The sequence below is a fragment of the Desulfobulbaceae bacterium genome (assembly GCA_013792005.1).
GTDB lineage: Bacteria > Desulfobacterota > Desulfobulbia > Desulfobulbales > VMSU01 > VMSU01.
On sequence record VMSU01000192.1, the window covers coordinates 15,482 to 27,744 of the forward strand.

The following is a 12,263-nucleotide window of genomic DNA, read 5'->3' on the forward strand; positions in this document are numbered from 1 at the left end:
TCGTATGGTTCTATGCATTTTTCCTCTCTACGAGAGGGGCCATTACGGTAAGCCCGGCCAGGAACCAGTAGGGTTCCATGATGCGGATGATAATGAAGGTGTTGGCGCTGAGCGCATGAACCATCAGGGCGGCGGTTGAGACCAGGAAACTGGTTGCCAGACCTTTGCCGAGAGGCGATCTGCTTGCCTGCAGGCTATGCCAGCCGGCCTTGATCAGGGCGATGATCAACCCGGCAAAGGCCAGGAAGCCGATGATCCCGGTATCCATCAGCACCAGCAGAAAATGACTGTCAACGAATCTATAGCCAGTTACTCCGTATCCAAGCAGTGGCCGCTTGACCAATGCTTTAAGGCCATCGATCCATCCTTTGAGCCGGTCCGAGGTCGAGGGATCGAGATCGATCTTACCGACTGTCAGGTGGGAGCTTTGCTGTTTAGTGAAGGTGTAGATGATCCGTTCCTTGACTGCTTGGGGCAGGACAAAGGGGCCAATCAGCATGGTCAGCAAGGTGAAGACCAGGATGATCTTCCTCTTGGTCAGTAGCAGAAGGGTCAGGCCCATGGCAATAAAGGCCAGGTAAGAGCCCCGTGATTTGGTGAACATGAGGACTACGATATTGAGACTGGACACACCCCACAGCAGTAAGGAGAGCCAACGTTTATTAGAGTAGAGAGCCAGAGAGGCGCTGACAGCCGTCATCATTACCAGGTAGCCTCCCAGGGTATTGGGCTCGCCTGATTTGCCCTCGAAAGGCGCTGTGACCCTCTGGCCGTCGGGAATTTGCAGTAATCCGTAGATGTCGGTGATCAGACAGGTGAGGAGCAGAGTGACGACCAGGCGTTGTATCTGGTCTTGTCGTTCCAGGTGGTTGACTAGCATGAAGAAGATGAAATAGTACTCGAAATATTTGATAATATGGAAAAAACTGCGCACGGGCTTGACATTTCCAGTCAGCGCTCCAAGGCTTGATGCCACCAGGCAGACCGCGAGATAAAGAAATATTGGACGGTTGATGGGAGTCTTCAGGAACAGGCCTAAGTTGGTGTGGGTAGCCATTCGGACCAGCCAGGAGAGGCCGATCAGCGCCAGGAGCAAGTCGTCGAGCCGGAGAGTGACGTTCGACCCCCCGCCCGCCGCTGCTGTTCGTTGCCCGAATTCTGGAGATAAGAGCATGGACAAGACTAGGAGATGCAGGCCGATCTCGGGCTTGTTAAGGCAAATCAGGCTGAGCGAAAGGCCTGCTGCCAGGGCCAAAGAGATAAGGGCCGAGCTTTTGACAATCACTACAGACAGTATAATGCCAAGAACTGCGATAGCCGTAAGCATTGTCAGTTGTGCTATCGACTGGGTCGGATGGGTTCGGCTGATTGGTGTCATGGGGAGACTCCGATCAGTGACCAGGAAAAGGCCAGGGCCAGGAGGACGAAACCGGACAAAACCAGGAGCCAATGGGAGCCCAACTGCGGTAATGGCTGTTTGTCGATTATTCTCAGAGTTTTTTCGAGCGCCCGTTTGGTTCGTGTCGGCGAGTCATGTCCTTGCTCGAGCCCCGCCTGCTTGCGGCCTGTGCTGTTCATCACAATGCCAAGAGGGTTGGTTTTTGATTGCCGCAGTTGATCTATGGCGCGCCGGAGAAGGTGCTGTTCGGTGATTCCGGCCTTGTACACCAGGATTAGTCCGTCGATATGGCTGCTGATAATGGCGGTGTCGGCGCTGGTCAGGATGGGCGGCAGATCGATCAAAATCATGTCGTAGCGTTTGGACGCATTTTTTAACAGGTTCCGGAACTTCTGGTTGAACAGGATTTCGCTAGGATTTGTCGGTCTGGCGCCGCATGGCAGGATGAAGAGGTTGTCGAGTCCGGGAGTAAGAGTCACTTCCTCAACCGTCATCTCGCCGAGAATAAAATCGGTGATAGTGCGGATGGCTTGGTGGCGGTCCTGGGTTCCGAGCATGATGTCAGTCAGTCCAGGTGTGGGGGGAATCCCGAACCACGAGGCGATTATTGGCTGACGCATGTCTGCCTCGATGACCAGGACGCGGTAATTGGCCTGGGTCAGAGCAATGGCTGTGTTCAAGAGGGCAGTGGTCTTGCCTTCGTCGGCAGAGGCGCTTGTAAAGGCGATGGTTTTCAATGGTCGGTCGATAGCGGCCAAGCGGAGGGCAGCCATAATTTCCCGGTAACTTTCAGCGACTCTTGATCCGGGAAGAAAATGAGCAGGAAGATGGATGATGTGGAGTAGGTTTTTGGTGTCGGGAATAGGTGTTTGGTGCAGGGATTGGGCTGTGGTCATGACATCGTCGCGATCTAAAGGCCCTATGGTTGCTAGGACGTCAAGGCTAGTAAATTTCTCGATTTGATCGACGGAATCAAGGGAAGTGTCCATGGCTTCGCTGAGAATAGTGGCCAGGAGTCCGAGAATGACCCCGATTGCCAAACCGGCCACTCCCTTGACCGCAACGCTAGTGTGGTTGATCGGAGCCATGGGCTCAAGCGCCGGTTTGACGACAATGACCTCTTCGATCTTGGAGGCCTCCATGATCCGGGCCTCATGAAGTTTGTTTTCGAGGAGGGAGTAAACGTTTTCGTTCAGTTGCACCTCTCGTTTAAGCCGTTCCATCATCAGGCTCTTGCCAGGGAGTTCAGCCAGTTGTTGTTTGATGGTGGTTGAGGTGTCACTGGCGGCGGCTATTCGCTGATCAACGGTAGCCAGCTGCTCCTTCAGCGAGGCGCTCAGGTTGCGCAAAATCTCGGCCAGTTGGCTGTCAATGGATTGGATTTCAGGGTGTTCCGCTGTGTAGTTCAGCAGCAACGATTGTCGCTGCATCAACAGGGTGACCATCGTGGTGTTCAAGGTGGTATAGACTGCCGGCGCCTCAGAGAACAGAAAGCTCGGGGTGGCGGATGGTGGCGAGAGGAGGGCTGAATCAAGCCTGGTCAGAGCCTCGCTTATCTCTTGCCTTTGTTTCTCGATGGCTACAATCTCGGCTTCACTCTGGGCCAGTTGGCCAAGTATGGTTGTGGTCTGGCTGTCCAGGGAGATGGCATGGTTGGTCTCCTCGAACTCCTTGAGCGACTCTTCCGCCTTGCGCAAGCGGTCGGCCACATGTCCTAGCTGTTCCTCGATGAATCTTCGGGCATCGTAGGTTCGCTTGTTGATTTCGGCGGTATGCTCTGCCGTGTAGACTCGGGCCATGGCGCTGGCTAATTGCTGGGCAAAGCGGGGAGACAAGTCCTGGGCTGTGATGTTGATCAGGTTGCTGTTTCCCTCTCGTTCTGCTTTGACCTTATTCTTTAACTCCATGATGATGGCGATGTAGCGTGGGTCGGTGCGGATAGTGGTTGTGCTCAGATCCGCACTGATTCGGTTCATTGCTACCGCCACCTTCTCAAGGATGGGATAGCTGGTGATGATCGAGGCTTGGGTCTCTAAATAGTCTGCCCCGGACCAGGAGATGGCCTCCAGGTAAACGCCTGTCGCAGTGCTGCTTTTTTCGATTTTTACTGTGGCGATACTTTCAAAGATGGGCTCCGGGCGGTTGAAGAATGCAAGCGCCGTGGTGCCGAGCCCCATGCTGAGAGCGATGATGAGGATCAGCGTTTTGTGGCGCTTGAGCAGGAGCCAGTATGTTTGGAGGTTGATGTCGTATTCCACAATCTGCTTACCGGGTCAGTACCCGGAGGGTGTCGGGGTTGGCGTAGGTGTCACGGATGCGGCCGGGGTAGAAGATGTACTCCAGCATCGGGGTGGTCTTGAGGATGAACTCGTTGAGATTCCCGATAAAGGTCCGGGGAACATAGACCACATCTCCGTCATGAAGTTCGATATTCTGCCGGATGTCGCCACCCTTGAGTAGCAGGTCGAGGTCAGCGCCGAGTACAATCGGTTTGTTTTCGGCATAGCCTCGGATAATCTTGATGGAGCTTCTGACTGCGGTTCGACTGCAGCCACCGGCCTGGCCGATGGCGGTGAGGAGATTCATGGTGTTGCTGAAGGGGTAGACCCCTTCGTTGACGACTTCCCCGAAGACGTAGATTCGTTCGGAAAGGCCAGGTAGGTGCGGTACGGTGATCATATCGTTGTGGTCGAGGATGATATTGTCGGAGGTGTCGCCTTTGAACATGGCGTTATAGAGGTTTAAGGAATATCGTTGGCCGTCACGGATAAGCTCGACGTTCTTGAGGTCGGAATTTGCGGTGCCGCCTCCTGCTTCGACAATGAGATCGAGCGCTGAGGTCTTGCCTCGCAGCGGATATTTTCCGGGACCGGTTTTGCCGAGGGGCAGCACATTGATCTCGCCGAAGAGCAGGACATGTTTGCTCTGAAAGGTCTTAACGGTGATGTCCAGCCGTACTTTCTTGACGTAACGGGTGAGTTTTTCGCTGACCAGGTCATCAATCTGTCTGATGCTTTTACCGTTGACGTCTATGTCATCGAGGAAGGCATAGGAGATAAGGCCATTTTGACGGACGATGGTTTCCTGCTTTACAGGTTTCATTCCATCCCACGAGATGATCTCAAGGACGTCACCGGGGCCGACACGGTACTCTGTCTGGCCGTTGAAATTAAGAAATGACATGTTCTCAGCGCTTTGGATGCGCGTTAGCGTCTCGGCGTCTGTAAGCCTCGGCGTGTTCGCCGGGGGTATGGGCGTAGTTCCAGGCATAGCGTCAGCGATGATTGCCGATGGCGGGGGAGGTGGTGCGCAGCCCCAGGTCAGGAGCAGAATGAAGATCAGTCTTAATAATGACTGGAGAGCAGAACTTGTCATGGCTGGGAGTCGTTGAGTCTCCATGCGGTTTTGTTTAAATAATTGGTGGCTGCGCTGTTACCCTTGATTGTTGTCAGTATGGTGGAGGTTATTTCTAGGACTCGTCGTAAATAAACAACAGCGCCAACCTGGTCAAGGGGAATGCCGCTGCGGCGGGCTAGAATGTGACGGGGTGGGAATGCGGTTCGCGCCACAAAGGCGAGCTGTCTCTTGAATGAGGGTTGACGGGAGAGGTGCAGGAGGTAGCTCAGTCCAGGCTGGCGGATGTTGTTAGCCAGCAGGGTGTGAAAAAAGCGTTCCAGCAGTCCCGCTTCCGGTTGCAGTCGAGTGAGGGCAGAGAGTGGAACCGGGGTGTTAATCCACTCGCTGGCGAGAGAGAGTGGGTAGTAAAGAAACGATCCCATCTGCCAATGTTCTGCCTCGCGGCAGAGGACCTGCCAATCAATTTTCTTTTCCGAGTTGCGGACGACTTGGTCGATATCGTACAGATAGTGAAGCTTGGTTAGAGAATGGGTAACTCGCAGGCTATGTTCGGCAAGGTGCAGGACTTGGTGGCGGGGGTCGAGGACCAGTGCTTTGGTTCCCGCAATCTTCACCGGTTGGGCCGCTTTCCAGAGTGGGGCTATGGGAAAGTTGTCGAGGAAATAGTCATTGGGAATTGTCGAATTGAGCAGATGGGTATGGACGTGAAAGGGGAGTCCTTCTTTGTCTTGTCGACGGTAGATCCTGGTGGTCAGATACCTTTCCGGCTTATCTCTGTGACCTTCGGGCCGTTGGCTTTCCGTTTTGTAGCCGATCTTGGAGAAGATCAGGTTCAGGGCATCGAGATCTTCGGATTTGACCAGGATATCGATGTCGCTCATGGCGCGCAGCGCCGGATTTGGATAGTATAACTCGGCCAGTGCCGCCCCTTTCAAGATGATAACCGGCAGGCCGACCGCCTGACAGCGAGGTAACAGGTCACGAAGCTGGGAGGCGTAGAAGGCGGCGGTCGCGCCGGTGGCGTAATACTTTCGGCTGAGGGGTTCTGTCAAGGATTGGTGGAGGTTTTTCAGCGCTCCTTCTTGGCGTAAGCGCCAGAATAGCAGGGGGGCCAGGCCTTCCTGGTGCGCCATGTCACACAGTGCGTGCCAGGGGAGGGATGGCGCATCTGTGTCACAGAGGTGCGTAAAGCTCGTGTTGTCGTCTTGGCAACAGGACAAGAGTATTGTCCAGGTTTGTGTTTTTGCTGTGTTGATTGGGGCAAAAGGCATCATCAAAAATTGTGTCCTGCGGCCCTTGGGCCAGCGGCAAGAAGGAAGGGGATAACTTGCTCGTCAGGCAGAAATTCCAGAGTAGAGCAGGGAATATATTGAAGGGTATGTTCGAAAAAGGCCAAGCAGTTCTCCATGGCTTCTTTGTCCCAGAACGGCAAGAAGCTATGTTGGAGCAGAAGGCTGATGGCGTGGGCTCCGTTGATCGGGGCCAGAAGGTTGGCGCTGCCGCGGCCAAGGAGGTAGATGTTTGCCAGCGGAAGAGTCGTGGGGCTGCCGAGTTCAGCGCTGCCGTGCCACGGGGTGCCGCAGGCAACAAGCTGGTTGTTAATCTGACGGATAATGACCCGGTCATCGCTTAAAATCCGGTAGCCGTGTCGTTGCCAGATCCCGGCCATGGTGCTCTTGCCGATGCCGGATGGCCCGCAGAATACTAACGCCCGGCCCTCCACCTCGATCCCGCAGCTATGGAGCAGAATCCCCTCCTGCCGGGCCAGGAGGGAGATGGTGATCAATTCGGCTAAGGGGTACGAAAAAAATGAAATGAGGTTTTCAGGGGTATCGGGAAGTGGAAAAAGGTCGCAGTGGTTGAGGTCGTGGCTACAGAGGGCCTCAAGAAACATGGTCTGGAACAGAAGATGATTGTGTTTTTGATGCAGAGTCCAGTTGGGGCTGGCATCGAAAACGAGTCTCCAGTCCCTGGTATCATTCGATGGCCTGGGCTTAGTGTGGACATGACAGGTCACGGAGGGAGCGGTGTTGGCAATAAAAGGGCGGTATTGAGCGGCAAGCGCCGTCGTGGCAGGATTGTCCCGGTATTCATGGAAGCTGAAGCCGCCGATGGAGAGCGTTGCCGCCGGCGCCGTCATTATGATCCCTGGGTGCGATTGATGCACATGCCTTGGTGGTTGTCGCAGCGGAATCCTGCTGTGCGCAGGGCGCCTCTGGTCTTACAGGCGGCAAGCACGGCCTCACTCTGGAGCAGGGCCACGAGGATCATTTCCGGTTTGATATAGGGCAGGCGGTTTTTTTGGTTTTTTACTGACATGGTCTGCTCAATAGGGTTGTGGCATCAGATGCCGCTGAAAAATTACAGTCACCAAGGATGACAATCTCGCAAAAAGTCTGGGGATGGCTAAGCAGGTAAGCGAGCCTGCGAGACTCCGAAAGGTGCGATATACAGGTAAGCGATCGAAGAGAGACTCCGAGGCGCGGGGCGTGTTTTGTGAGTGAGGCCATACATATGGTATGCCGAACGAGCAAAAACGCCACGCAACGCAGTAGATCGGACTTTTTGCGACGCCATCAAGGATTTGGCAAGTGTTTTTAGTGATTGGAGCATACAGTCACGATGCTGTCAGCAGCTTGGCACGCGCTTTGGTTACCTGGCAGAGAAATTCTACCGGTTTCAGCAAATGATTGTGTTCCACCGTCGACCACCCGGGGCATTGGTTGCAGAGATCAAAATGCTCGCAGGTAAAACACTGCGAGACCTCCACTGTTGCTTCGCGGTGTTGGGGCAGAGCATGATGCCAGCCTTCGTGGAAAGAGCCGTTTCGTAGATCCCAGGCCAGATCAGGGATCATGCCGCACAGTTGGAGGCTACCGTATGGCGTGATATGAAAAGTGCTCAAGCCGGCGCTACAGGGAAAAAGCGTCCGCGACCCACTTTTGGGAACTATGGTGGCGGCAAAGTCTTGCCAGGCCTGCCACCGTATGCAATCGTCCCGGTCAAGGTCTGCCACTTGGTCAGGACTGAGGCGGAAACTTTCGACAGAGCCGGGGCTTGCTCCTGGTCTGGCGTGGGGTTGGGCATCAAAGCGGAATTCAAGCCCTAACCGCTCGGCGATGGACTGTATGGCATTAAGTTCAGTATGATTATGGCGAAGGATCATGGTCTTGAGCTTTGGTTTGATTCCTTGCTGGCAGAGATAGTCAATTCCGGCCAGACAGGCGGCGAGGCTGTTTGGGGTTCGGGTTACGCTTAAGCAGGTGGCTGGAGTGGAGCCGTAAATGGTCACTTCCACGCTGTATGGCGGCCAGTCGCGAAGAAATTGTGCCAGCTCGGAAGTTATGAGTGTTCCGTTGGTGAAGAGGGTAAGCAGGAGACCTCTCTTCTTGGCATGGATCCAAAGCTCTTTGAAGTCGGGACGAAGCAGGCATTCGCCGCCAGTAAACAGTAGCCATAGCCCACCGAGATCGGCAATCTGGTCGATTGTGGCACACCACTCGGCGGTGGTCAGTTCTTGTTCGGTGCCTCTGCTGGTCGCAGGTTCATTGCAGTAGCAGTGAATGCAGTTGAGGTTGCAGCGATATGTCAGTTCCAGGGTACCGGATAAGGGGATGTGATCAGTGACCGCCTGTTGCTGGAGCCTGAGGTGCCAATCATGAGAGAGGCATGTATCTGATGCGGCTGGCATGGTCAGGCAGCCTCAATGGCGTTGATTTCGAGCAGTTGGCGTAGGAGTGTGTCAAGATCGGCTGCGGCCTGCTCTTCGTCCACTTGGTAGCACTCTATGATGGCCGTTGTCAAGGCGTTGGTGGGTGATTTGCCGTCCAGTTTTTCCCAGATAAACGCTGCGACATCATTGAGCCTGACGATGCTGTGGAGTTCTGCGCCGTGCTGTCGGATGGGAACCAGAATGATTTCGTCGCCAATCCGGCGGCTGACGTAGGAGCCGTTGTCACGGAAGCATGATGATAAGGAATCGTCGTTGCGCATTAAGGATCACCCCATGAAACTCTGTCCGGCAGCGCTATCCCAGCCGGTTTTCTCTCGAACCATGTTCTCGCTGAGGACCTCTTTGATGTAAAGCAGGGAGATCTTGGTCAGGTCGATGGTTTGTGCCCCTGTCACTGGTTGCCAATGGGCGTCGGCCACAAGTTTGACTACTGGTTTCATGGGGGCCAGTGAATTGACACCTGTCACCACAGCAATAGCGCCATTGTTTAAGCGGACATAACTTGAGACCGGATAGAACGAGTAGAGGTTGAGAAAATGTTTGATCACAGCTGGTGGGAAGAGGTTTTTTCCTTGTTTGATCAAGGCCATGGTTGCTTCTGCTGCCGAGATTCGGTTGCGATGGGGACGGGAATTAATGAGAGATTCATAAAAATCGAGCAGACCGATGATCGAGGCGCTGAGCAGGATGGTGTTGCCGCGCAGTCCCCGGGGATAGCCGCTGCCATCAATCCGTTCGTGCTCCTGTTGGATGATCATTGCGGTATCAAGCCATGACATGCCGCAGTTTAACAGCAGGGATGAGGCGATATCCGGGTGCTGGCGGATGACGTCTAACTCATCAGGGGTCAGGGCTGCCTGTTTCTCGCGGATGGAGGGAGGGATCGCGTGCATGCCTAATTCATGAAATAGTGCGGCTGTGGCCAGAGTAAGCAGTGTCTTCCGCCCGAAGCCCATGGCTCTCCCCATCATTAAGGCGTTGATGGTGACATGCACGGCGTGTCTGGCCAGACTCTCCTTGTGTTTGGGCAAGTGAAAGGTAAGAGAGTGCAGGTCATTGACGAAGTGAGTGGGGTAATCAAGGAGTTGATCCAGGATACGGACACATCGATTGGGGCTGAATGGTTTATCTTTTTCTACCTGGGCGCCGATTTCGCTCAGGGAGATAATGAGTTGTTTGTATGCCTCTGGTGGTGACATTGGCAGCCACTCGGTGCGTTCAAGGGAGAGGTGGAGGCCTTGAGGGGATTCCGGTAGGTCTGTAAAGGAATTGTGCTTTGCGGGACGGCGCATTGCCTGGGCAATGTTCACCATGGTTACATCTCCTCAGCGATAACTTTATTGATCATTGCTTCATCAACCTTGTGGCTGTGTTCTATAAATCCGGCTAACAGGCTCATGTCGCAGATGGTATTGATCCGACGGGGGATGCCAGCGGACCCGGAAAATATTTTTCTTGCTGCCCCGGCGGTGAAAATCTTGGGGCGTCCTCCGGCTTGCTGCATCCGGAATTGAATGTATTTGCAGGTATCCACAAAGTTGAAGGGCTGTAAGTGATAGCGGATGGGTATCCGTTGGGAGAATTGCGGGATCTTACTGATCTGATCTTTGAGTTCAGGCTGGCCGGCGAGGATCAAGGTGAGCAGAAATCTATTGTCCAGATGGTGATTAAGCAGGAGTCGTAACTCTTCAAAGCTCTCCTCGGTGCGGATGAGATGGGCCTCGTCGATGATGATGATGGAGTCAATTCCCCGGTGCATGTTGTCTTTCAGCTTCTGACGCAGGGCGTGGATGAGGTGGAGTTTGTCCGCTCGATCATCAACTGGGATCTCGAGCAGAGTGAGGATCTCCCGCAGCAACTCTGAGGTTCCTAGAGTAGGGTTGTTGACCATGGCGATCTGGTAATTTTCACCCCGAAGTCTCTCTCTGAGCAGGCAGCTGATAGTGGTTTTGCCGCAGCCGATGTCACCGGTGAGCAGACATGCCCCCTTTCGTCCGTTTACCGTATAGAGTAGTCGCATCAAGGCCTCTTCGTGGTGGGCGCTCAAGTATACGAACCGTGAATCGGGGACATTTTCAAAGGGCGGTTCCTTAAGTTGCCAGTGGGCGCAGTACATAATAATCGCGATCAGCTGGGAGAGAGGGTTGGCTGTTTTGTTGTCCCATAGTGACATGAGTCGGTTGGCGCCAGAGGGGCTGAGTCCGGAGCCTCTTTGAGCAGGCGTTTTCTTCTTTCCGTGATCTGTTGTTGATGCAACCCGGTAACGAAATTAAAAAATCCGTTACTGGAAAAATTACTGAACTGGATGCCGCACTCGCAAAAGCCGTCAGTATAATGGGCGATATTTTCGTCGAGGATGGCGGCTCGTTTCCAGACTACTGTGGCGTTTGGTGGGGGCTCGCCCAGGGTGTCGAGTGCGCCGCCTGCCATGATGATATTGATGCCTTGGTCTATTGGTGAGTCGGCAGGGACCAGGATCTTGGCTCCGTTGGCACTGATGTCAAGGAGAATGGCTTTGACATCAGTGCCAGTTATGCTCAGGGTGATGTCGAGGCATTCCTGGATTCTGAAGCCGTCACGTTCCTGCCGGATTTTGACGAAGGTGCGCTCTTGGAAAAAGTTGGCGGTGGAAAACATCAAGAAACCAATGCTCCCCTGAACGACTAGCAGGGTGGCGTGGAACACATCGACATGGCGCATGATCACGGCGCTGATGCCGAGGCAGCCGCAGATGGCCAGGATGAATAGCACCGCTTTCTTGCGGCATTGAAAGAGTCGCTGGAGCCGGTGGTGGATGTGATCCCGTCCCACATAGTCCACCCATTCGCGGAAAGATCGGACCTTGCCGGTATATATTCTGGCGATGGTGGTGTGGATCATGTCGAAGATCAGCACCCCGAAGAGTAGAGTCGGGGTGAAGACGGAGACCAGCTGGCTCTCCGATGACCAGTCGCCGCGAATGCCCAGGCAGGCCAGGGTGAAGCCCATGAAGGTGCTGCCTGCGTCTCCCAGAAAGATGAGGGCTGAATTATGGGGCCGGAAATTGTAGGGCAAAAATCCTAAGCAGGCTCCGAGCATGGCCAGGGCGAACCAGCCGAGCTGGGGTTGGTTGGTTTGGAAAGAGACAAGGCAGAGAAAAAGGGCAATGACAGCGCTGAGTCCAGTGGCTAGACCGTCCATGCCGTCGAGGAAGTTCATGGCATTGGTGATGCCGACGATCCAGAGGAAGGTGAGCATGATGTTGCCAATAAGACTGAGGGTGCTGATCCAATGTTCGACCCCATGCCTGGGGAAGATCTGAATTGAGACCCCGGCCCAAATGACGAGGGTGGTGGCGAAGATCTGGACGGCAAGTTTGAGTTTGGCGGACAGAGGGTGGATATCGTCACATACGCTGATCGCCATGATGCCGCTACCGGCAACTAAGATGGCAATGGTTTGGCGGTCGAAGATGGTGTTTACCGCCAGCGCCGTCAGAAAGCCTAGGTATACTGCCAGGCCGCCTAGCAGCGGAGTGGGCGTCTTGTGGGTTTTTCGGTAATCGGGGCAGTCCAGCGCGCCGAGAGTGAAGGCTAGCTGGCGGATCAAGGGAGTGGCAACCCAGGCGACTCCTAAGGCAATGGCAAAAACTGAGAACCAGCGGTGGCCTGCAGAGTGAAGGTATCCTTGTGTGGTTGGCAGCAACAGAATGACCAGGGAAATCCATCCGGCGATAATGCCAGGCTTCGAGAGTGAAATGGTCAAAGTGTCTGTACTCATGAGGTTTTCCAGTAA

At 54.3% G+C, this 12,263-nt stretch carries 11 protein-coding genes; all 11 read right to left on the reverse strand.

Annotated features, from left to right (window positions below; genetic code table 11):
• Nucleotides 1-10 precede the first annotated feature (10 nt).
• The 11 genes from FP815_12490 to FP815_12540 all read right to left on the reverse strand — a co-directional run bounded on the left by FP815_12490 (nucleotide 11) and on the right by FP815_12540 (nucleotide 12,248).
• Entirely contained in the window at nucleotides 11-1,378 is a 1,368-nt protein-coding gene (locus FP815_12490; GenBank protein MBA3015746.1) for a hypothetical protein, read from the reverse strand.
• Nucleotides 1,375-3,657: an AAA family ATPase gene (locus FP815_12495; GenBank protein MBA3015747.1), complete on the reverse strand. Its 2,283-nt coding sequence runs from the start codon at nucleotides 3,655-3,657 to the stop codon at nucleotides 1,375-1,377. Before FP815_12495 ends, FP815_12490 begins: the two co-directional genes overlap by 4 nt.
• A 7-nt stretch (nucleotides 3,658-3,664) precedes the next feature.
• A complete protein-coding gene (locus FP815_12500) occupies nucleotides 3,665-4,798 on the reverse strand; it encodes a hypothetical protein (protein ID MBA3015748.1) in 1,134 nt (377 codons plus the stop codon).
• Nucleotides 4,771-6,030, reverse strand: coding sequence for a nucleotidyltransferase family protein (locus tag FP815_12505; GenBank protein ID MBA3015749.1), 1,260 nt, complete (start codon nucleotides 6,028-6,030; stop codon nucleotides 4,771-4,773). Before FP815_12505 ends, FP815_12500 begins: the two co-directional genes overlap by 28 nt.
• Nucleotides 6,030-6,896, reverse strand: a complete 867-nt coding sequence (locus tag FP815_12510; protein MBA3015750.1) for a hypothetical protein — start codon at nucleotides 6,894-6,896, stop codon at nucleotides 6,030-6,032. The genes FP815_12505 and FP815_12510 overlap by 1 nt, the downstream gene beginning before the upstream one ends.
• On the reverse strand, nucleotides 6,896-7,075 hold the full coding sequence (locus tag FP815_12515) for a hypothetical protein (protein ID MBA3015751.1): 180 nt from the start codon (nucleotides 7,073-7,075) through the stop codon (nucleotides 6,896-6,898). The genes FP815_12510 and FP815_12515 overlap by 1 nt, the downstream gene beginning before the upstream one ends.
• Nucleotides 7,076-7,373: 298 nt before the next feature.
• Complete coding sequence (locus FP815_12520) at nucleotides 7,374-8,447, reverse strand: radical SAM protein (GenBank protein MBA3015752.1); 1,074 nt, start codon at nucleotides 8,445-8,447, stop codon at nucleotides 7,374-7,376.
• A gap of 2 nt (nucleotides 8,448-8,449) precedes the next feature.
• Nucleotides 8,450-8,749 (reverse strand): PqqD family protein, encoded by a 300-nt coding sequence (locus FP815_12525; GenBank protein MBA3015753.1) that lies wholly within the window; start codon nucleotides 8,747-8,749, stop codon nucleotides 8,450-8,452.
• A gap of 6 nt (nucleotides 8,750-8,755) precedes the next feature.
• Nucleotides 8,756-9,802 carry an HD domain-containing protein gene (locus FP815_12530; GenBank protein MBA3015754.1) on the reverse strand — a complete coding sequence of 349 codons (1,047 nt, stop codon included), beginning with the start codon at nucleotides 9,800-9,802 and terminating at the stop codon, nucleotides 8,756-8,758.
• A 2-nt stretch (nucleotides 9,803-9,804) separates the two neighbouring features.
• Nucleotides 9,805-10,662, reverse strand: coding sequence for an AAA family ATPase (locus FP815_12535; GenBank protein MBA3015755.1), 858 nt, complete (start codon nucleotides 10,660-10,662; stop codon nucleotides 9,805-9,807).
• The gene (locus tag FP815_12540) at nucleotides 10,617-12,248 is read right to left on the reverse strand and encodes a hypothetical protein (GenBank protein MBA3015756.1); all 1,632 of its coding nucleotides are present in this window, start codon (nucleotides 12,246-12,248) and stop codon (nucleotides 10,617-10,619) included. The genes FP815_12535 and FP815_12540 overlap by 46 nt, the downstream gene beginning before the upstream one ends.
• Nucleotides 12,249-12,263 lie beyond the last annotated feature (15 nt).